18 protein-coding genes, 2 tRNA genes and 1 pseudogene are annotated in these 21,045 nt (G+C 68.9%); 11 read left to right on the top strand and 10 right to left on the bottom strand.

The features are described from left to right. A partial coding sequence (locus GRC12_RS25335) for a serine/threonine-protein kinase (protein WP_208781656.1) occupies positions 1-1,440 on the bottom strand: 1,440 nt, incomplete at its 3' end. Between the two features lie 122 nt (positions 1,441-1,562). Further along, positions 1,563-2,111 carry a helix-turn-helix domain-containing protein gene (locus GRC12_RS25330; protein WP_133048376.1) on the bottom strand — a complete coding sequence of 183 codons (549 nt, stop codon included), beginning with the start codon at positions 2,109-2,111 and terminating at the stop codon, positions 1,563-1,565. Positions 2,112-2,293: 182 nt separating this feature from the next. Between GRC12_RS25330 and GRC12_RS25325 the strand changes: the two genes are divergently transcribed. Beyond that, a tRNA-Ala gene (locus GRC12_RS25325) sits at positions 2,294-2,366 on the top strand. A gap of 579 nt (positions 2,367-2,945) precedes the next feature. On the opposite strand, the gene GRC12_RS25320 is transcribed toward GRC12_RS25325, so the two are convergent. Then, entirely contained in the window at positions 2,946-3,647 is a 702-nt protein-coding gene (locus GRC12_RS25320) for a DUF5324 family protein (protein ID WP_208781655.1), read from the bottom strand. Positions 3,648-3,953: 306 nt separating this feature from the next. Here GRC12_RS25320 and GRC12_RS25315 point away from each other — a divergent pair, with 306 nt between their 5' ends. After that, a complete protein-coding gene (locus tag GRC12_RS25315) occupies positions 3,954-4,487 on the top strand; it encodes a peptidylprolyl isomerase (protein WP_208781654.1) in 534 nt (177 codons plus the stop codon). A gap of 98 nt (positions 4,488-4,585) precedes the next feature. Beyond that, positions 4,586-5,470 carry a rhomboid family intramembrane serine protease gene (locus tag GRC12_RS25310; RefSeq protein ID WP_208781653.1) on the top strand — a complete coding sequence of 295 codons (885 nt, stop codon included), beginning with the start codon at positions 4,586-4,588 and terminating at the stop codon, positions 5,468-5,470. A gap of 282 nt (positions 5,471-5,752) precedes the next feature. On the opposite strand, the gene crgA is transcribed toward GRC12_RS25310, so the two are convergent. Then, positions 5,753-6,007, bottom strand: a complete 255-nt coding sequence (gene crgA / locus GRC12_RS25305) for a cell division protein CrgA (RefSeq protein WP_208781652.1) — start codon at positions 6,005-6,007, stop codon at positions 5,753-5,755. Between the two features lie 142 nt (positions 6,008-6,149). Between crgA and GRC12_RS25300 the strand changes: the two genes are divergently transcribed. The 6 genes and pseudogenes from GRC12_RS25300 (at position 6,150) to GRC12_RS25275 (ending at position 10,324) form a co-directional block, all read left to right on the top strand. Continuing rightward, complete coding sequence (locus tag GRC12_RS25300; protein WP_208781651.1) at positions 6,150-6,929, top strand: DUF881 domain-containing protein; 780 nt, start codon at positions 6,150-6,152, stop codon at positions 6,927-6,929. Between the two features lie 23 nt (positions 6,930-6,952). Next, positions 6,953-7,639 carry a class E sortase gene (locus GRC12_RS25295; RefSeq protein ID WP_208781650.1) on the top strand — a complete coding sequence of 229 codons (687 nt, stop codon included), beginning with the start codon at positions 6,953-6,955 and terminating at the stop codon, positions 7,637-7,639. A 23-nt stretch (positions 7,640-7,662) separates the two neighbouring features. Next, a pseudogene (locus GRC12_RS25290) lies at positions 7,663-7,855 on the top strand (hypothetical protein). Further along, entirely contained in the window at positions 7,852-8,490 is a 639-nt protein-coding gene (locus GRC12_RS25285; protein WP_208781649.1) for an aminodeoxychorismate/anthranilate synthase component II, read from the top strand. Before GRC12_RS25290 ends, GRC12_RS25285 begins: the two are co-directional and overlap by 4 nt. After that, complete coding sequence (locus GRC12_RS25280) at positions 8,487-9,557, top strand: class E sortase (protein ID WP_208781648.1); 1,071 nt, start codon at positions 8,487-8,489, stop codon at positions 9,555-9,557. The genes GRC12_RS25285 and GRC12_RS25280 overlap by 4 nt, the downstream gene beginning before the upstream one ends. 11 nt (positions 9,558-9,568) lie before the next feature. After that, the gene (locus GRC12_RS25275; protein WP_208781647.1) at positions 9,569-10,324 is read left to right on the top strand and encodes a class E sortase; all 756 of its coding nucleotides are present in this window, start codon (positions 9,569-9,571) and stop codon (positions 10,322-10,324) included. 79 nt (positions 10,325-10,403) lie between these two features. Here GRC12_RS25275 and pknB read toward each other — a convergent pair whose 3' ends face one another. From pknB to GRC12_RS25245, 6 genes are all read right to left on the bottom strand, one after another. Next, positions 10,404-12,398: a Stk1 family PASTA domain-containing Ser/Thr kinase gene (gene pknB, locus GRC12_RS25270; protein WP_208781646.1), complete on the bottom strand. Its 1,995-nt coding sequence runs from the start codon at positions 12,396-12,398 to the stop codon at positions 10,404-10,406. Positions 12,399-12,567: 169 nt separating this feature from the next. Beyond that, positions 12,568-14,055 carry a peptidoglycan D,D-transpeptidase FtsI family protein gene (locus tag GRC12_RS25265; RefSeq protein ID WP_208781645.1) on the bottom strand — a complete coding sequence of 496 codons (1,488 nt, stop codon included), beginning with the start codon at positions 14,053-14,055 and terminating at the stop codon, positions 12,568-12,570. Further along, on the bottom strand, positions 14,052-15,503 hold the full coding sequence (locus GRC12_RS25260; protein WP_208781644.1) for an FtsW/RodA/SpoVE family cell cycle protein: 1,452 nt from the start codon (positions 15,501-15,503) through the stop codon (positions 14,052-14,054). Before GRC12_RS25260 ends, GRC12_RS25265 begins: the two co-directional genes overlap by 4 nt. Positions 15,504-15,530: 27 nt before the next feature. Next, positions 15,531-17,108, bottom strand: coding sequence for a Stp1/IreP family PP2C-type Ser/Thr phosphatase (locus GRC12_RS25255; RefSeq protein WP_208781657.1), 1,578 nt, complete (start codon positions 17,106-17,108; stop codon positions 15,531-15,533). Positions 17,109-17,198: 90 nt separating this feature from the next. Next, positions 17,199-17,714 (bottom strand): FHA domain-containing protein FhaB/FipA, encoded by a 516-nt coding sequence (locus GRC12_RS25250; protein ID WP_133048391.1) that lies wholly within the window; start codon positions 17,712-17,714, stop codon positions 17,199-17,201. Between the two features lie 10 nt (positions 17,715-17,724). Beyond that, the gene (locus tag GRC12_RS25245) at positions 17,725-18,567 is read right to left on the bottom strand and encodes an FhaA domain-containing protein (protein WP_208781643.1); all 843 of its coding nucleotides are present in this window, start codon (positions 18,565-18,567) and stop codon (positions 17,725-17,727) included. Between the two features lie 515 nt (positions 18,568-19,082). Between GRC12_RS25245 and GRC12_RS25240 the strand changes: the two genes are divergently transcribed. After that, positions 19,083-19,169: transfer RNA gene (locus GRC12_RS25240), tRNA-Leu, on the top strand. A gap of 351 nt (positions 19,170-19,520) precedes the next feature. Beyond that, a complete protein-coding gene (locus tag GRC12_RS25235; RefSeq protein WP_208781642.1) occupies positions 19,521-20,945 on the top strand; it encodes a DUF2252 domain-containing protein in 1,425 nt (474 codons plus the stop codon). Positions 20,946-21,045: the final 100 nt, after the last annotated feature.

Raw genomic sequence — 21,045 nt, 5'->3', positions numbered from 1 at the left:
GGTTCGGGGGGATGCGGCGGAGGTGACGGTGGCCTGGGGCGGCGGCAGATGGAAGCTGCCGGTGTCCGACATGCCGGGCGGCTGAGCGGGGACAGCCGATTGCGGCTGGGAGCCGGTGTCCCGGCGCGGGTCGACAGGTGGAGCAACGCCCGCGGACGGTACGGCGCTTGTACGGGCACGAGGTGGCCCGGAGTCTGCGCCGGAGCGGTGCGGCATGGAATCCGGGCCGGGTTCGGACGGCACGGAGCCGGTACCTGCTCCGAACGGCAGAGAACCCGCGCTGGAGCTGGAAGGCACGGATGCTGCGCCGGGCCCGTGCGGCCTGGATCCTGCGCCGGGCCCGGGCTTCACGGACCTTGCGTCGGACCCGGGCGGCACGGATCCTGCGTCGGACCCGGGCTGCACGGACCCTGCGCCAGGCCCGGGCAATTCGGATCCTGCGCCGGGGCCGGAGACCCGAGAGCCCGTGCCGGACTCGGAGGGCCGAGAACCCGTGCCGGAGGTGGACGACGAATCGTCGGGGGAGGCGCTCGGCCTGACCGCGACTCCGGGCGCCGGTTTCAGGGGCCCCTCGGCGGCGAACCCCGGTGGCAGCGGCCCGATCTGGTCGAAGATCTCGATCAGCTCGTCGTCGGGACCGGGCTCCGGCAGCAGCTCCCTGGCCGCGGCAAGCGCCTTGCGCGCCCCCGTGGCGGTCCTGAACCGCGCCTGCGGGTCGGGCTGCAGGAGCGTCGCCACGACCTGCCACAGCGGCTCGGGAACGCTCTTGGGCGCGCTCGGCGTCCCGTGCGCCGCGAAGTACTCCACGAGCGCCTTGGTGTCCGGCTTGGCGCCCTCCAGCAGATACAGCGCGACCAGGCCGACGGCGAACAGGTCCGCGGGGAAGTCCGGTTCCGCGCCCATCATCTGCTCGGGCGCGAGATAACCGGGCGTTCCCACCACGAGGTTGGTCTCCGTCAGCCGCGGCTCACCCAGCCGCATGGCGATGCCGAAGTCCGACAGCCGCAGCCGCGGCCGGCCCGTACCGGTGGCCTCCAGCAGCACGTTGGCGGGTTTGATGTCCCGGTGCACCACGTCCTCGGCGTGCACCGCGGCCAGCCCCGACAGCAGCTGGTCGAGCAGCGTGCAGACGAACGCGGGCGGCAGGGGACCGTAGTCGCCGATCAGATGGACCAGCGAGCCGCCGGCGACCAGATCCATGGTGAACAGGACCTTGTCGTCGTCGGCGGCCCAACTGGCGGGCGCGAGCACATGGGGGTGATCGATCCGCAGAGCCTGCTCACGGACGAACCGCAGCAGGGAGTGCGCGTCGCTCTGCTGGAGCACCTTGGCGGCCACATAGCGGCGCCGGCGGTGGTCCCAGGCACGCCATACGGCGCCGACCCCTCCGCGCCCGATCGGGTCGACCAGTTCGTACCGGCCGGCGAAGACCTCACCCATGGCTGTGCGTCGCTCCTCCCCCTTCGGCTACCCCCCTTGCTTCCCCCTCGATGAGCGATACGACTCCCCCTCGTTGCCGTGGCCCGGCCGCCGAACCCCCTTCGGCGAACCGGGCCGCGGGCTCAGTTCTGGTGGGACTGGTAGTGCGCGACGGCGTCGGAGGTGCGGCCGGCGCCGTACACCCGGAGGAACTCTGCCAGTTCCGGGTGGCTCGGGGCGAGGGTGTCCGCGGCCTCGATGATGTCGCCCGCGGCGGCCACGGACCGCAGCAGCGACTGGATCTCGCGGACCACCCGCTTGACGGTCGGCGCTCCCGAACTGCTCGTCGTGGTCGTGGTGTTGCTGAGCACAGATCCCCCCTGAGACTTCTTGATCTCCTCCATGCGGTCGGTGGCCTCCGCCGCGCTGACACTGCCGTCCGCGACCTGCCCCGCCAGGTCCTGCAGCAGCTGCACCCGCTGTACGACAGCGGGATTGCCGATCTTCGCCCGCTGACCGCTCATCAGCTGCGACAGCATCGGAGCGGACAGGCCCAGAACCCCCGCGAGACGAGCCTGGTTGAGGCCGAGATCGTCTATGAGCTTACGGAAGAGCGCCCCCAGTGGCTCCCCGTACCAGTTCCGCTGCAGTTCCCGCGCTCTTGCGGTGGCTTCCTGCTGTGCGGCGTCCATTGCGTCTCCCCATCGCTTCCCCAAGTACGGTGGTTCGCTGTAGCGAACCACGCCGAGCATCTTACGGAGAGTGGTCGTCTGCGGGGACCCCCAATCTTTTTGCGAGATCCCCGGGATGACCCGGTACTCTGGTCTCCGGCGCCCGTCGGTACGCGGTTCTTCCGATGGGACGCACCACTTCCGGGGCCTTAGCTCAGTTGGTAGAGCGCTGTCTTTGCATGGCAGATGTCAGGGGTTCGACTCCCCTAGGCTCCACATCGAAACCCCTCTGACCTGGCGAAACATGGTCGGAGGGGTCTTTTCATGCCGTCGGCCGCTGCGTTGGAAGGGCCCGCAGGACGCTTCGGGGCCGTCACCGGGCGGAGGCTGCCGTCAGGCCGTGCGCCGTTCGCCGCCGCTGTGGGCATCCTTCCTCCACGTCGGCCGCGTTCCGAAGCCGCGCCACTGCCCTGCGGTCGTGCCCCCTCAGCGGGGCTCAAAGGGATGATTCCCGGCTCCCCTCGGCCGGTGACGTGCATCACCGGGGCGCTCTCTCCCCGCGACATTGCAAAAGTTTGCGCAAAGATGAGCATGCGTCAAGATCCATGGGCGGTCACCGCGGCGGCCCGCGCGGCGGCGGGACGCTGGACGCGGATAGAGAGCCCTTGCCCTGAGCTGGCGCGAAGGGGATCGCCGTAACCAGAAGGACGCACTCCGTAAAGAGAGTCCGCACAGGGTCCGCACAGACGGGGCGTTGCAAACGTCATCGTCCGCGGTGGAGACAAGGGGAGACACCCGTGGGGCGGGAGACCGTCAAGTCTCCCGCCCCACGGGCGTGGTCGGGCACCTCGGAGGTCAGGGGCCCTCGTCGTGCTTGGCGGCCTCCTCCTCGGCCTCCTTCGCCTGGACCTCGGGATCGAGCACCGACTGTCCGCTGCCGTCCACGGACGTCAGCCGGCTCGTCTCGGGCACCTCGGTGGCGGCGGGCGGCTCGACCAGCCAGTCCGGGTTGGCCTGCTTGTCCCACCACTTCCAGGCGGCGAAGGCACCGCCGGCGACCGCGCTGATCACCAGCAGCGTCCTGGCCACCCGGCCGGCCCGGGCCCGCCGCTCCTGCCTGCGGACCAGCCTCTGGATCTCCTTCGGCGAGACCTGGCCGCGCAGCGCGGCCAGCGCGGCGGCACCGCGCGCGGCGGCCTCGTCCGCGACGGGCACGGCCACGGCGACCGCCTGCTCGATCCTCGGCCGTGAGTAGTCGGCGGCCTGCCGGGCCGCCTTGCGGGTACGGACGGCGGCCTCATGGGCGGCCTGGTCGACCTTCGGCGGCACATGGGTGCGGGCCTGTTCCAGGCGCGGCGCGACAAGGGCGTCGTACTGGACGCGTGCCTGGTCGGCCGCCAGGGACACCTTCGGCGCAAGCCGTACGCGTGCCTCGTGTGCGTAGTGCGCGGCCCTGTCCTTGGCCGTGTCGGCGTAGGGCGCCACCACTTCCGCGGCGTGCAGCACGCTGTCCTTCGCCGAACCGGTCGCGGCGCGCACGCTGTCGATGCGGGTCACGGGTTCCTCCTCCTCGGTGGCGTACGGTATTTCGACTTTCCACCCTTTTACGGATCATGCCTGTCAACGAACCCTCAGGCATGCGAGGGCGGGCATCCGGGTCATCTGAGGATGAATACGGGGCAACGAGAGCTTGTCGTCGACAATGCCACGGATCGCCGCCCTTCGCTCCGGTACCGGGGGGTACAAGACCGGTTTTCCGCATCCGGTTACCCGGGATCCGCGCCGAGAAGCGGGCGCCGGACGACGTGGGGCGGGTACCGTGCGAGGATCGGGGAGTCACGGAAAGACAACGGAAGGCAGATCGTGGCTGAGCAGCTTTACGCCACCCTGAAGACCAACCACGGCGACATCGACGTCCGGCTCCTGCCGAACCACGCCCCCAAGACGGTCCGGAACTTCGTCGAGCTCGCCCAGGGCGAGCGTGAGTGGGTCAACCCCGCCACCGGCGCCAAGTCCACGGACAGGCTCTACGACGGCACGGTCTTCCACCGGGTGATCAGCGGTTTCATGATTCAGGGCGGTGACCCGCTGGGCAACGGCACCGGCGGTCCCGGCTACCAGTTCGAGGACGAGTTCCACCCGGACCTGTCCTTCAACAAGCCCTACCTGCTGGCCATGGCCAACGCGGGTCCGGGCACCAACGGCTCGCAGTTCTTCATCACCGTCGCCCCCACGACGTGGCTGAACCGCAAGCACACCATCTTCGGCGAGGTCACCGACGCGGCCAGCCAGAAGGTCGTGGACGCCATCGCCACCGCCCAGACCAACCCGCGCACCGACCGTCCGGTCAACGACGTCGTCATCGAGTCGGTCGTCGTCGAGACGCGCGAGGGCTGAGTCGCCGCACGGCAGGAACCAAACGCCCCGCTCATCCGTAAAGATGGGCGGGGCGGTGCTTTTGCGCAACGCACCCGTACGACGACCTAGGGGATGTCATGGACCACGCGGCAGGCAGCTCGCAGGACGCCACGAGCGCGCCCGGCTGCTACCGCCACCCGGACCGCGAGACCGGCATCCGCTGCACCCGCTGCGAGCGGCCGATCTGCCCCGAGTGCATGGTCAACGCCTCGGTGGGCTTCCAGTGCCCCGAGTGCGCCCGCGGCGACTCCGGCACCGGGCATCCGCCGGCCGCGGCCCGTCCTCGTACGATCGCCGGCGGCAGCGTCGCGGCCGACCCGCGTCTGCTCACCAAGATCCTTATCGGTATCAACGTCGCGGTGTTCATCGCCGTGCACGTACGGCCCTCGCTGCTGGACCACCTGGTCCTCATCGGGGAGTGGCCCCCGGCGCCGTACCACGCGACACAGGGTGTCGCCGCGGGTGAGTGGTACCGCCTGGTGACCTCGATGTTCGCGCACCAGGAGCTGTGGCACATCGCCTTCAACATGCTGAGCCTGTGGTGGCTCGGCGGACCCCTGGAAGCGGCCCTGGGCCGTGCCCGCTATCTCGCGGTGTACTTCGCCTCGGGTCTCGCGGGCAGCGCCCTGGCCTATCTTGTGGGTTCCCCGACCACCGCGACCCTCGGCGCCTCCGGCGCCATCTTCGGCCTCTTCGGCGCCACCGCCGTGCTGATGCGCCGGCTCAACTACGACATGCGGCCGATCCTGGCCCTGCTGGCGATCAACCTGGTCATCACCTTCGGCTGGGGCGGAATCTCCTGGCAGGCCCACATCGGCGGTCTGATCGCCGGTGTGATCACCGGCTACGGAATGGTCCACGCCCCCCGCGGCCACCGCGCCCTCGTGCAGTACGGCACCTGTGCGCTCGTCCTGGTGGTTGTCGTGGTCCTGACCCTGATCAGGACGGCTCAGCTCACCTGACGTGCCCGGTTGTCCACAGCGGGTGGCGGATCTTGTGCATGACGGACGGGAACAGCTGTGCCCCCTGTCACTGACCGTGTTTGCGCAGGTCAGGCAGGGGGCGAACAGGCTTGCGAAGAGTCATGGGATGGTCGTACCGGCGTCAACGCCCGACGGGTTATCCACAGATCGTCGTTCTTTATCCCCAGGGGCTCTGTGGATTTTTTCTCCGGGCTGTGGATAACTCTGCGGATAGCCGTGGGCAGAGCTGGGTTCACCCGGCCGTAGCCGTCGCGTCGACCGCTACTTCCACTGCGTGGAGACGCCGAATCCCGCGGCGATGAAGCCGAAGCCCACCACGATGTTCCAGTTGTCCAGCGCGTCGATGGGCAGCGAACCGTCGGTCACATAGAAGACGACGATCCAGGCGAGGCCGATGACGAACATGGCCAGCATCACAGGCGCGACCCAGCTGCGGCTGTTCAGCTTGAGGTTGGTCGCCTGCTTCGCCGGAGGCGGCGTGTAGTCGGCCTTCTTGCGGATACGTGACTTCGGCACGAGGGTCTCTCCTGTCGATGCGCTGCGTGGCCGCGCAGGGAACTGGGGCTGGCTCCGGGGCAGCGTACAAGGGGACTCTCAGAGCTCCCCCGGGCGTCCGTTAGCGTAGTGCTTCCGCGGTGCCGAAGGAGATAAGGGTACGTTGAGCAATTCTGCCGACTCCCCCCAGGCCGGATCCAGTCCTGGCCGGGGGCCCCGTTTCCGGCCCGTGCGGATCCTCACGGTGGCCGTCTTCGCCCTCGCGGGGCTCATTTTCTTCACCAGTTTCAATACGGCCAAGGGCACCAATATCCGCACGGACACGTCCTTGTTGAAGCTTTCGGACCTCATCCAGGAGCGCAGCCGCAAGAACAAGGAACTGGACGAGTCCAACGCCTCGCTGCGCGGGGACGTCGAGGCGCTCGCCGAGCGCGACGACGGCAGCACCAAGGCGCAGGACGAGAAGCTCGCCGGCCTGGAGAAGAGCGCGGGCACGCAGAAGCTCAGGGGCAGGGCGATCACCGTCACGCTCAACGACGCCCCGCCGAACGCCACCGCCAAGCTCCCCGGCTATCCCGAGCCGCAGCCCGACTACCTGGTCATCCACCAGCAGGACCTGCAGGCCGTGGTGAACGCCCTGTGGCAGGGCGGCGCCAAGGGGATCAAGGTCATGGACCAGCGGCTGATCTCCACCAGCGCGGTGCGCTGCGTGGGCAACACGCTGATCCTCCAGGGCCGGGTCTACTCGCCGCCGTACAAGATCACGGCGATCGGGGACCCGGACAAGCTGAACCAGGCGATGTCGGCCTCGAAGGCGATCCAGAACTACATGGTGTACGTCAACGTGTACGGCCTCGGCTGGAAAGTCACCCAGGACGGGACGGTGACTCTTCCCGGCTACTCGGGCACAGTGGATCTGCACTACGCCCAGCCCGTGAAGTGAACTGAGCCGCTCGGGAGCTGCCGGTGCGCGTCGTCGTCAGGACCGTCAGCGAACTCTGCATCACCGTAGGTGCGTTGATAGTCCTCTTCGTCGCCTATGTCCTGTTCTGGACGGGTGTCCGGGCGGACGGTGCGATGAGCCACCAGATCGATGTGCTGCACAACCAGTGGTCGAAGCAGACCGTGCGCCCCACGACGACGGCCGGCGCCGCGGCCACGCTCAAGAAACCGGCGCCCTACAGTCCGGGCAGACCCTTCGCGATCATGTACATCCCGCGGCTTGGTTTCACGTGGAACAAGCCCGTGCTGGAGAACACCGCCGTGAGCACCCTCAAGAAGGGCCTCGGGCACTACGCGGACACCGCGCAGCTCGGCCAGGTCGGCAACTTCGCGGTCGCCGGCCACCGTCGCACGTACGGCGACCCCTTCGTGGACTTCCCGAAGCTGCGGCCGGGAGACGCCGTGGTGCTCACCGACGGGACCACGTGGTTCACGTATCGGATCGACAAAGGCCCCTACAAAACCGTTCCCACCGACGTTGAGGTGATCGACCCTGTGCCACGTAAGTCGGGGTACACGCGTCCGGGCCGTTATCTCACGCTGACCACGTGCGATCCGGAGTGGGGGCACAGCCACCGCCTGATCGTGTGGGGGCACCTGGACTCCACACAGCCTGTGGAGGCAGGCAAACCGGCCGCGCTGCGCCGTTAGTCTGGTGACGGTACGGCGTTGGACTGGTGCCGTGGGTGGAACGGAAGGGACGGCATGTACGGCTGGATCTGGCGGCATCTGCCGGGGAACGTGTGGGTGAAGGCGCTGATCTCGCTCGCGCTGGTCCTGCTGGTGGTCTACGTCCTGTTCCAGTACGTCTTCCCGTGGGCCGAACCGCTGCTTCCCTTCAACGATGTGACGGTGGACAACCAGTGAGCGCGCGCATTCTGGTCGTGGACAACTACGACAGCTTCGTCTTCAACCTGGTCCAGTACCTGTACCAGCTCGGCGCCGAGTGCGAGGTGCTGCGCAACGACGAGGTGTCGACCGCGCACGCCCAGGACGGCTTCGACGGCGTCCTGCTCTCACCGGGCCCGGGCACACCCGAGGAGGCCGGCGTCTGCGTCGAGATGGTGCGCCACTGCGCCACGACCGGCGTCCCGGTCTTCGGCGTCTGCCTCGGCATGCAGTCCATACAGGTGGCGTACGGCGGTGTCGTGGACCGAGCCCCGGAGCTGCTGCACGGCAAGACCTCGCTGGTCGAGCACGAAGGCAAGGGCGTCTTCGCCGGCCTGCCGACGCCGTTCACCGCGACCCGCTACCACTCGCTGGCGGCGATGCCGCCCACCGTCCCGGCCGAGCTGGAGGTCACCGCGCGCACCCACGACGGGATCATCATGGGCCTGAGGCACCGTGAACTCCCCGTCGAAGGCGTGCAGTTCCACCCCGAGTCGGTGCTCACCGAGCACGGGCACCGGATGCTGGCCAACTGGCTGGTGGAGTGCGGGGACCAGGGCGCGGTGGCGAGGTCGGCGGGGCTGGCCCCGGTGGTGGGCAGGGCCACGGCGTGACCGCGCTGCGCCCCGAGCGCGAGTCCGGCACCTCGTACGGGCAGGAGCCGCACGAGGCCTCCGGCGCGTTCGAGGACTGGACGGTGGGGCGGCAGGCCTACGAGCCGCCGATCGACGAGGAGACCGTGGCGCTGCGGATCCCGGATCCGCCGCCCGGCGAGTCGATATCGGCTGTGCGGCCGTCTGGCGCCTCAACGGCCGCCGCTGCGGGCAGAGTCACCCCGGGAGGCCGAGCGGCCCGCAGAAAGGCCGCCAAGCGTCGTCACGGGCGTCACGGGGGAGCTCCGGCGACTCCTGATACTGCTGAGGCCTCTGAGACTTCTGCCTCCGGGACGTCCGGGGCGCAGGCACCGCTGTCCCGGATGGAGGCCCGCCGGCAGGCCCGGGCGCGCAAGCCCAGCGTCGGCGTGATCGCGAGCCGGGCGATCGGTGAGCTGTTCATCACCACCGGTGTCCTGATGCTGCTGTTCGTCTCCTACCAGCTGTGGTGGACGAACGTTCGCGCCCACGCGCAGGCCGACAAGGAGACCAGCACCCTGCAGAACGACTGGGCCAGCGGAAAGCGCGCGCCCGGGGAGTTCGAGCCGGGGCAGGGCTTCGCGATCCTCCACATCCCCAAGCTGGACGTGGTGGTGCCGATCGCCGAGGGCGTCAGCAACAAGAAGGTGCTCGACAAGGGCATGGTCGGCCACTACAGCGAGGGCAAGCTGAAGACGGCGATGCCCTCCGCGAAGACCGGCAACTTCGCGCTGGCCGGCCACCGCAACACGCACGGCGAGCCGTTCCGGTACATCAACAAGCTCAAGCCGGGCGACGAGGTCGTCGTGGAGACGCAGGACGAGTACTACGTCTACAAGATGACCTCGACGCTGCCGGTGACCTCGCCCAGCAACACGAGCGTGATCGACCCCGTCCCCAAGGGGTCCGGTTTCACCCAGCCCGGCCGCTACATCACCCTCACCACCTGCACGCCGGAGTTCACCAGCAAGTACCGGCTGATCGTCTGGGGCAAGATGGTCGAGGAACGGCCGCGCAGCAAGGGCAAGCCGGATGCGCTCGTCGAATAGGACAGAGGAACGTGGCAGCGACCACCGACGACAGACAAGAGGACACGGACGACGCGGACGCGTACGCCGGGCCCCCGGCCCGCCGCCGGGGTTCCGGCCGGATCGCCACGGCGGTCAGCGTCTTCGGTGAACTCCTCATCACCGCGGGCCTGTTGCTGGGCCTGTTCGTCGTCTACTCGCTCTGGTGGACGAACGTCGTCGCCGACCGCGAGGCGGACAAGCAGGGCGACAAGGTCCGCGACACCTGGGCCCACGAGCCGGGCGGCCCGGGCGCGCTGGACACGAAGAACGGCATCGGCTTCCTGCACGTGCCCGCCATGAAGAACGGCGAGGTGCTGGTGGAGAAGGGCACCACGACGAGCGTCCTCAACGACGGTGTCGCCGGCTACTACCTTGACCCGGTGAAGGCGACGCTCCCGATGACGGGCAAGAAGGGCAACTTCACGCTCGCCGCCCACCGGGACGGCCACGGCGCCAAGTTCCACAACATCGACAAGCTCAAGGTCGGCGATCCGATCGTCTTCGAGACCAAGGACAAGTGGTACGTCTACAAGGTCTACGACGTCCTCGACGAAACCTCGAAGTACAACGTCAAGGTCCTCGCCCAGGTCCCCAAGGAGTCCGGCAGGACCAAGGCCGGCCACTACATCACCCTGACGACGTGCACCCCCGTCTACACGAGCCGCTATCGGTACGTGGTGTGGGGCGAGTTGGTGCGGGTGGAGAAGGTGGACAGCAAGAGGACGCCGCCGAAGGAACTGCAGTGAGACAAGCGGGCTGAACCAAGCAAAGGGGCCCCTGCCGGGATCGCTCCCGGCAGGGGCCCTTACGCGCCTGAGGGCACCCTCAGCCGCCTGTGCCGCCGAAGAGGTTGGTGCCGCCGTCGTTTCCGCCGTTGTTGTTGCCGTTGCCGCCGAAGGTCGTCAGGTTGACCGACGACCCCTGGTCGACCGTGCTGCCCTGGCCCGGGTCCGAGCTGATGACGATGGCGTTGTCGTCCTGGGAGCCGTTGATGTTGCCGACCTGGAGGCCCACCTGCTGCAGGGCGTTCCTTACGTCCTTCAGCCTCTGCCCCACGATGCCGTTCGGCACCTGGACCTGGTTGTTCTGCTTCTGACCGATGTTGATCTGCACCGCGGTGTTCTTCTTGACCTGGGTGCCGATCGACGGGTTGGTCGAGATGGCCTTGCCGTCCTGGTTGTCGTCGGTCGTGGGGGTGTTGACGCAGTTGCCGTTCAGGCCGTTCTGCTGCAGCTCGGCCTTGGCGTCGTCACAGCTCTTGCCGGTGACGTCGGGCACCGCGACCGTTTCCGCGGCCTTGGCGATGGTGAGGGTGATCGTCGATCCCTTCTCCACCTCCTTGCCGCCGATCGGGTCCTGGTCGAGGACCTGGTTCGCCGGTTCCGTCGACTCACGCGTCTTGGTCTCGACCTTGAACTGGTAGTCGGAGCCCTCGAGCTTCGCCTTGGCGTCGTCGAGGCTCAGACCGACGACACCCGGCACCTGGACCTTCGGCGCCCCGGTCGAGACCACCAGGTTGACCGTGGTGTTCTTCTTGACCTTGCTGCCCGGTGTCGGGTCCGTGGAGCAGATGTTGCCCTTGGACTGGTTCGCGCAGGGCTGTTCCTTGACCGTGCCGACCTTGAGGTCGCTGTTGGTCAGCTGTTTCTCGGCGTCCGCCTTCGGCTGGCCGACGATGCTCGGCACGGCAACCGTGTCGTTGCCGGTGCCGTGGCCGCTGACCACCCACCTGCCGATCAGGATCGCGCCCACCAGCACCAGGATGCCCGCGACGACCAGCAGGATCGTCGAGGTGTTGTTCTTCTTCTGGCGCCGCCGGTCGGGCCGGTCGTCGTAGCCGAAGCCGCCGTCGTCCGGGTTCATGGGCGGCAGCATCGACGTGGCGCCGGCGCCCGCGTCGGAGCGCAGGGCCGTCGTCGGCTGGTCGTCGGGGTAGCCGCCGTAGCCGACGGAACCCATCGCCGCCGTCGCCGCGACAGGCTGGCCGTCGAGGCACGCCTCGATGTCCATGCGCATCTCGTCGGCGGACTGGTAGCGGTAGTTCGGGTCCTTGACCAGCGCCTTCAGGACGATGGCGTCCATCTCGGGCGTGATCTCGGGGTCGAATACGGACGGCGGCTGTGCCTCTTCGCGGACGTGCTGGTAGGCGACGGCGACCGGGGAGTCGCCGACGAACGGCGGCCGTACCGTCAGCAGCTCGTACAGCAGGCAACCCGTCGAGTAGAGGTCCGAGCGGGCGTCCACCTGCTCGCCCTTCGCCTGCTCCGGCGACAGGTACTGCGCCGTGCCGATGACGGCGGCCGTCTGCGTCATCGTCATGCCGGAGTCGCCCATGGCGCGGGCGATACCGAAGTCCATGACCTTGACCTGGCCGTTGCGCGTGAGCATCACGTTGGCGGGCTTGATGTCGCGGTGGACGATGCCGCTGCGGTGGGCGTACTCCAGGCCCTGGAGGATGCCGATGGTCATCTCCATCGCCCGCTCGGGCAGGAGCTTGCGGCCGGAGTGCAGGAGTTCGCGGAGCGTGGAGCCGTCTACGTACTCCATGACGATGTACGGGATCGAGACCCCGTCGATGTAGTCCTCGCCCGTGTCGTAGACCGCGACGATCGCGGGATGGTTGAGCGAGGCGGCCGACTGGGCCTCCCGGCGGAACCGGGCCTGGAAGGACGGATCCCGCGCGAGGTCCGCGCGCAGCGTCTTCACCGCCACGGTGCGGCCGAGCCGGGTGTCGTGCGCGAGGTAGACCTCCGCCATGCCACCACGGCCGAGCACCTGGCCCAGCTCGTACCGGCCGCCGAGGCGACGCGGCTCTTCCATAGCTTCCTACCAGCCCTCTCCGTCGGTCCCGACCGACACGGGTGTGCGGTCGGAGGCTGCCGTCCGGGCCTACCGTACCCGGCTAGCTTTGTGTGACCTGGCCAAGCCCGTAACCCGATACAGGACCGGTATCGCAACGTGCACCGATGTGAGGAGGGCGTGAGCGGGGTCACTTCTTGGAGTTGATGACCGCCTCCATCACGCTCTTCGCGATCGGCGCCGCGAGGCCGCCGCCGGAGATGTCGTCACGGTTGGCCTGATCGTCCTCGATGACCACGGCCACGGCGACCGGCGCGCTGCCGTCGGGGAGCTTGGCGTAGGAGATGAACCAGGCGTACGGGTTCGCGCTGTTCTCGACGCCGTGCTGTGCGGTACCGGTCTTGCCGCCCACCGTGACGCCGTTGATCTGCGCCTTGGTGCCGGTACCTTCCTTGACCACCGTCTCCATCATCGACTGCAGGATCTGCGCGTTCTTCGACGACAGGGGCTGGCTGAGCTCCTGCGGGTCGGTCTGCGCGATGGTGTCGAGGTTGGAGGACTGCAGCTTGTCGACCATGTACGGCTTCATCAGCTTGCCGTCGTTGGCGACCGCGGAGGCGACCATGGCCATCTGCAGCGGGGTCGCGGCGGTGTTGAACTGGCCGATGGAGGACAGCGCGGTCTGCGAGGAGTTCATGTTGTCGGAGAAGACCGAGGCCGCGGAGCGGACCGGCGTGAACTGCTCCTCGTCGAAGCCGAACTTCTTCGCTTCGGCGAGCATCTTGTCGTTGCCGAGGTCGGCGCCGATCTTGCCGAAGACGGTGTTGCAGGACACGCGGAGCGCGGTGCGCATGGTCGCGTTCTTGCAGGGGATGTTCCCCTCGTTCTTCAGCTCGGTCGTGGTGCCCTTCATGATGTAGGGCAGTGGCGAGTCGGTGGCCTGGTCGGCGGAGGTGTACAGCCCGTTCTCCAGCGCGGCGGCGGCGGTGACCACCTTGAAGGTGGAGCCCGGCGGGTAGGTCTCGCGCAGCGCCCGGTTCAGCATCGGGTCGCTCGGGTTGTTCTTCTTCAGCAGCGAGTTCCAGGCCTTGGTGTCCGTCGACGTGGAGTTGCCGGCGAAGCTCGAGGGGTCGTACGAGGGGTACGAGGCCAGCGCCAGGATCTTGCCGGTGGACGGGTCGAGCGCGGCGACCGCGCCCTTGCCGCCCTGGGCCTTCAGACCGTCGTACGCGGCCTTCTGCGCGGCCGCGTTGAGTGTGGTGACGACATTGCCGCCCTGCCGCTGCTTGCCCGTGATCATGTCGAGCGTGTTGCGGAAGAACAGCCGGTCGTCGTTGCCGGTGAGGATGCCGTCCTCGATGCTCTCCAACTGGGTGGCGCCGAAGGCCTGCGAGGCGAACCCGGTGACCGGCGCCCACATGGGGCCATTCTTGTAGGTGCGCTTGTACTTCAGGTCGTTCAGGCCGCTCTTGCTCGTCGTGGTGGACCCGGTGATGGGGTCGCCGTCGACGATGATGTCGCCGCGCGGGGTGGAGTAGCGGGCGATGGTGACACGGCGGTTCAGCGTGTCGTTCCTCAGGCTGTCGGCCTTTACGTACTGCAGCCAGTTGTCCCGGACGAGCAGCGCGAGGACCAGAAGGCCGCAGAAGATCGCGATCCGGCGCAGGGGCTTGTTCATGACGGGCGGACCACCTGGGTCATCTCGGCGTCGGGGTTGCTGGCGGGGGTGGGCGCCGGGCGGCGAGCGGTGTCGCTGATTCTGATGAGGATGCCGATGAGGGCCCAGTTGGCGATGACGGAGGAACCGCCGTACGCCAGGAAGGGCATCGTCATACCGGTCAGCGGGATCAGGCCCATGACGCCGCCCGCGACGACGAAGACCTGGAGGGCGAAGGCGCCCGAGAGGCCGACGGCGAGCAGCTTGCCGAAGGGGTCGCGGGCGGCGAGGGCGGTGCGCACGCCGCGCTCGACGATCAGGCCGTAGATCAGCAGGATCGCCATGATGCCGGCCAGGCCCAGTTCCTCGCCGAAGGTGGCGAGGATGAAGTCGGAGTTGGCCGCGAAGCGGATGAGGTCGGAGTGGCCCTGCCCCCAGCCGGTGCCGAGGGTGCCGCCGGAGCCGAAGGCCCACAGGGCCTGCATGGCCTGCTCGGAGTGGACGACACCGTCCCTGACGCCGGCCTGGCTGAGCTTGTACTCGTGCAGCGGGTTGAGCCAGGCCTGCACACGCGTCTGGACGTGCGGTTCGAAGCTGGCCACGCCGACGGCACCGGCCGCGGACATCAGCAGACCGAAGACGATCCAGCTGGTGCGCTCGGTGGCGACGTACAGCATGATGACGAACATTCCGAAGAACAGCAGCGACGTACCGAGGTCGGTCTCGAAGACGAGAATCAGGATCGACATCGCCCAGACGACGATGATCGGGCCGAGGTCGCGGCCGCGCGGCAGGTACAGCCCCATGAATCGACGGCTGGCCAGGGCCAGGGCATCTCGCTTCACCATCAGGTAACCGGCGAAGAAGATCGCCAGAACGATCTTGGCGAACTCACCGGGCTGGATGGTGAAACTGCCGATCTGGATCCAGATCTTGGCGCCGTACGTGATGTTGGCGCCGAGGCCCGGGACCAGAGGGAGCAGCAGCAGGAGCAGCGCGCCGACCATCGAGATGTACGTGTACCGCTGCAGGGTGCGATGGTCCTTGAGGAAGATCAGCACGACGACGAACAGGGCGATGCCCAGCGCGGTGTAGATGAGCTGGTTGGGCGCCTTGCCGCCGGCGACACCGATGGCCTGCAGCAGTTTCGACTGGTCGAGCCGCCAGATGGCCACCAGTCCCAGACCATTCAGCAGCGTGGCCAGCGGCAGCAGCAGCGGGTCTGCGTACGGGGCGAACTTCCGTACCGCGAGGTGGCCGACGCCCGCGAGCAGACCGAGCCCGAGGCCGTAGCTCAGCAGGCCGGCCGGCACCTTGTCGTCGATGGCCAGGCCCACGTTGGCGTAGGCGAAGACCGGGATGACGACGGCGAACACCAGGAGCGCGAGCTCGGTGTTGCGTCTGCTGGGCGCTCCGATCGCGCCGATCGTGGACGTATGGTGCGTCGGTGTGTTGGTAGTACTGCTCATCGTGTGACGGGGCCTCTCACGGCTTGCCTACTGCTTACCGCACATCGAGACGACCTTCTGCTCTTCCTCCGAGAGGCTGGGGCCGGGGCTGGGAGTGGCGGTGGTCGCGGACGGGTTCGGGGTCGGGGAGGACTTCGGCTTCGTGGACGGGCTCGGTGACGACGTGGCCTTGGACGTGAGCGAGGTGCTGGTGGTTCCCGTGGTGCCACCGGCCTGCCCCTGACCGGTCTTGGCGTTGTTCTTGCTCTCGGCCGCCTGCCGCTCGGCCTGCTTCTTGCACGCGGAGGCCTGCACGGCGAGCTCGTCGACCTTCTTCCGGGCGTCCGTCAGGCCGCCCTCGGCGATCGTGTTCTTGACCTGCTTCTGCTGGTACGGCGGCAGGTACTTGAGTTCGATCTCGGGGTGGTCCTTCTCCACCTTGGACAGGGACACCCAGGCCAGGTCCTGGCTGATGCCCCGGTACAGCGCCACGTGCTCGCCGTTGGTGCCGACGTAGTACTGGGTCTGCGTCCAGCGGTAACCGCCGTACAGACCGCCGCCGATGACGGCGAGCGCGAGCACCGAGTAGAAGGATCTCTTCAGCCACTTGCGGCTTTTGCGTGGTTTAACGAAGTCGTCGTCGGTGTAGTCGCCGAAGCTGCCGGCCGGGATGTAGCCGGTGGTGTCGCCGGATCCGGGCGGCCCGAACTCGCCGCCTCCGCCCTGCCCGGGCACCTGGCGGCCGAGGCCCGAGGCGCGCCCCGCGGGCGTCTGCATGATCCCGGGATCGTGGTGCAGGTGGTTCTGGTTCTCGGCGACCGCGCCGACCACGACCGGGGTGTCGGAGAGCTGTCCGGCGAGGGTGTCCCCGGTGTCCAGGTCCAGGACGTCGGCGACGATCACGGTGATGTTGTCGGGGCCGCCGCCGCGCAACGCCAGCTGGATGAGTTCCTGGACGGTCTCCTGGGGGCCCTGGTAGCTGGCGAGGGTGTCCTCGAGGGTCTGGTGGGAGACCACGCCGGACAGGCCGTCGGAGCAGATCAGGTAGCGGTCGCCGGCCCGGACCTCACGGATCGACAGGTCCGGCTCGACGTGCTCGCCGCTGCCCAAGGCCCGCATGAGCAGGGAGCGTTGGGGGTGGGTGGTGGCCTCTTCCTCGGTGATGCGGCCCTCGTCGACCAGCCGCTGCACCCAGGTGTGGTCCTGCGTGATCTGGGTCAGGACTCCGTCGCGCAGCAGGTACGCGCGCGAGTCGCCGACGTGGACGAGACCGAGCCGCTGCCCGGTCCACAGCAGGGCGGTGAGCGTCGTGCCCATGCCCTCCAGCTGCGGGTCCTCCTCGACCATCGCGCGCAGCTGGTCGTTGGCCCGCTGTACGGCGGCGCCGAGCGAGGTCAGGATGTCGGAGCCCGGCACGTCGTCGTCGAGGGCGACGATGGTGGAGATGGCCTCGGAGGAGGCGACCTCGCCGGCGGCGGCGCCGCCCATGCCGTCGGCGATCGCGAGCAGGCGCGGGCCGGCGTATCCGGAGTCCTCGTTGCCCTCCCGGATCATGCCTTTGTGCGATCCGGCGGCGAAGCGCAGTGACAGACTCATGCGCACCTCGCCCGTCGGCTCCGGGTACATCCGCACGGTGCCCACCCTCCGGTCGGGAGCGCGCCGGGGCCCGTGGTGGGGGCCGCCGCTGCGTGCTCGCTCCGCTCGCTCATTGTCGTACTACTTCCGCAGCTCGATGACTGTCTTGCCGATGCGGATCGGCGCGCCCAGCGGAATCGGCGTGGGGGTCGTCAGCCGGCTCCGGTCGAGGTACGTGCCGTTGGTGGAGCCGAGGTCCTCGACGATCCAGTTGCCGTCGCGGTCCGGGTAGATCCTGGCATGGCGGCTGGAGGCGTAGTCGTCGTCCAGCACGATCGTGCTGTCGTGCGCCCGGCCCAGGGTGATGGTCTGGCCCTGCAGGGCGACCGTGGTGCCGGTGAGGGTGCCCTCGCTCACCACGAGCTTGGTGGGCGCGTTGCGGCGCTGGCGGCCGCCGGACTGCTGGCGCTGCTGCGGAGGAGCCGCCTGCTGGCGGGCGGCTTGCTGCTGCTGCCGCCCGGCCTCTCGCCTGGACCCGCGCTGGGTGACGCGCGTACCGAACAGGTCGCTGCGGATGACCTGCACGGCCACGATCACGAACAGCCACAGTACGGCCAGGAAACCCAGCCGCATGACCGTGAGGGTCAGCTCTGACATTGCCCCCGCTTCACCCTTCGGCTTGCCGGTAAATGATGGTGGTGCTGCCCACGACGATCCGCGAGCCGTCGCGGAGCGTAGCGCGGGTGGTGTGCTGCCCGTCCACCACGATGCCGTTGGTGGACCCGAGATCCTGGATCGTCGAGGGCGTTCCGGTCCGGATCTCACAGTGCCGGCGGGAGACGCCGGGGTCGTCGATCCGCACGTCGGCTTCGGTGCTGCGGCCCAGCACCAGCGTCGGGCGGGAGATCTGATGGCGTGCGCCGTTGATCTCGATCCAGTAGCGGGTACGGCCGCCGGCCGCCGGGCCGGGCGCGGGCCGCTGGAGATAGGGAGCGCTGCCGCGGGCGCCGGGCGGCGGTGCGGCGGGCATCGGCGGGGCGCCCGCGGGGGCGGCGGCCGGCGGATAGCCGTAACCGCCGGGGCGGCCCGCGGCCGGGGCCGCCGGAGCGGGGCCGGCGGGCGGCTGCTGGCTGGTGGAGGAGGCGAGCGTACGGCTGCGCACCCGGTACAGACCGGTGTCGAGGTCGTCCGCCTTCTCCAGGTGGACCTTGATGGGGCCCATGAAGGTGTAGCGCTGCTGCTTGGCGTAGTCGCGCACCATGCCGGCGAGTTCGTCGCCGAGCTGGCCGGAGTAGGGGCTGAGCCGCTCGAAGTCCGGCGTGCTCAGCTCCACGATGAAGTCGTTGGGGACGACCGTCCGGTCGCGGTTCCAGATGGTCGCGTTGTTGTCGCACTCGCGCTGGAGCGCGCCGGCGATCTCCACGGGCTGGACCTCGGACTTGAACACCTTGGCGAAGGTGCCGTTGACCAGACCTTCGAGACGCTGCTCGAACTTCTTCAGGACTCCCATGGGGCACCTCCTCCGATGTCGCTGTCGTCCTGCTTCCCGCTTGGCGGGTACTGCCTTACCTTGTGCTGCCTTACCTGGTACTGCTTACTGATCGTATCCACGCGCCGGTGAATCGGCTGGTTCCCCCCGCGGGCCCCGCCGACGGGTGTCGCACCCGCCCCGGTTCCCTCCGGAGGTTCCCTCCGAGGCTCCCCTTCGAACTCCTCCCGCGAACTCGTTCTGGCATGGATCGTAGAGGTGGCCGCTGACCAGTGTCCCGCACCTGACTGTGGACCCGGCCCGGCTCCTGGGGAGACGGGCCGTACCGGTACGAGGTTGATACGAGAACCGGCACTCGCTGATACGGAGTGAAGGACTCCGAACGTCGGCCGGTCGCCGGGCGGGATCGGGAGACCTCCCTGGTGGGCGGCTGCCCCCGGGAAAGCGATGTGAACCCACCCCTGCCAGCGTGCTAATGTTCTGGGTGTCGGAAGGCGCCGGCCCGCAAGGGCGAGGAGCCGGAGGACACACCCAATGCGCGGGTGGCGGAATAGGCAGACGCGCTGGATTCAGGTTCCAGTGCCCGCAAGGGCGTGGGGGTTCAACTCCCCCCTCGCGCACCAGCCGAAGGCCCCCAGGTCCCAGACCTGGGGGCCTTCGCGTTGTCCGGATCGGTGTGAGGCGTATTACCTGGTGAGGACAATCACACGGGTCCGTCGGGCCATCGCCGGGCGGGGTTTTCCACAGGTTCGGAGTTGTCCACAGGGTCTGACGCGTTCTCGTCGCCGGCTGTACGGTCGGCACTAGTTGATGTTCGTCTTGATGTTCGCGTCTTGGCGTTCGCGTCTTGGCGTTCGTCTGGCGTTCGTCTTGAGAATCGTCGGCGCCCGGTGGTGGGCGTGCGTCGTGCGAGTGCGGGGGAGGCGGTCGGTGTGACCGAAAGCGGAGCGGTGGCAGCGGCGGAGGCGACAGCGGTGTCTGCGACCGTGGCGTCCGCGACAGTGGCGTCGGGTGCGCGGCGGTTGCCGCGCGTGCGCGGATTCGCCGAGTGGCCGGTGGAGGGATCGCCCAAGGAGGAGGGCAAGGCACTGCGCAAGCTGGTCCCGCGCCGGGCGCACGCCGAGCTGGACCTCGACGCGGGGCGGCCCGCCGCGGTGGCCGCGGTGGAGGAGTCCAACCTCGGCCGCATCCCCGAGCTCACCCCGATAAGGGCGGGCCGGATGGCGGCCACCCCCTTCGCGTTCCTGCGCGGCTCGGCGGGCCTGATGGCGTACGACCTCGCGCGCACGCCCATGACCAGGATCCGCGCCCAGATCTGCGGGGACGCCCACGCCGCGAACTTCGGTCTGTACGGTGACGCGCGCGGCGACCTGGTGATCGACCTGAACGACTTCGACGAGACGGTGTACGGCCCCTGGGAGTGGGACCTGAAGCGGCTCGCCGCATCCCTGGTGCTCGCGGGCCGGGAGGCCGGCGCCGACGAGACCCAGTGCCGCAAGGCGGCCTACGACGCGACCGGCGCCTACCGCCGCACCATGCGGCTGCTGGCCAAGCTGCCGGTGCTGGACGCATGGAACGCTATCGCGGACGAGGAACTGGTCTCGCACACCGACGCCCATGATCTGCTCGGCACGCTGGAGCGGGTCTCCGAGAAGGCGCGGGCCAACACCAGTGGGCGGTTCGCGGCGAAGGCGACGCGGCAGCACGAGGACGGCGGTCGCCGGTTCGTGGACGCGGCGCCGGTGCTGCGGCGGGTGGGGGACGAGGAGGCGGCCGCGGTCGCCGCGTCCCTGGAGAGTTACGTGGACACGCTGTCCGAGGACCGCCTCCCGCTCCTCGCCCGGCACGCGGTGCACGACGTCGCCTTCCGGGTCGTCGGCACGGGAAGCGTGGGCACCCGGTCCTACGTGGTGCTCCTGCTGGACCACCGCGGTGAGCCGCTGGTGCTGCAGGTGAAGGAGGCCCGCCCCTCGGCGCTGGTGCCGCACCTGGTGACCGCAGGATTCGAGGCGCCGGTCGTCGAGCACGAGGGGCGCCGGGTGGTGCTCGGCCAGAAGCGGATGCAGGTCGTCAGCGACATCCTGCTGGGCTGGACCTCGGTGGACGGACGGCCCTACCAGGTACGGCAGTTCCGCAACCGCAAGGGGAGTGTCGACCCCGCGGCACTGGCCGCCGACCAGATCGACGACTACGGCCGGATGACCGGCGCCCTGCTGGCCCGCGCCCACTCCCACAGCGCCGATCCGCGCCTGGTCGCCGGCTACTGCGGCAAGAACGAGGAACTGGACGAGGCGATCGCCGACTTCGCCGTCGCCTACGCCGACCGCACGGAGTCCGACCACGCCGATTTCGTGACGGCGGTACGGGCGGGGAGGGTGGCGGCGGAGATGGGGGTGTGAGGGTGTGATCTCTGGAGGGATCTCGAGGGAGGCGTGACGTCGGGCGGGTGTGTGCGGGCGTCATGTCCAGCGGGGTGCGTGGGGCTGTGAGGGCAGGCGG

The organism is Streptomyces griseorubiginosus (assembly GCF_017614965.1).
GTDB lineage: Bacteria > Actinomycetota > Actinomycetes > Streptomycetales > Streptomycetaceae > Streptomyces > Streptomyces griseorubiginosus_B.
The sequence above is the reverse complement of the archived record's forward strand: the minus strand, read 5'-3'. Positions and strand labels throughout refer to the sequence as shown.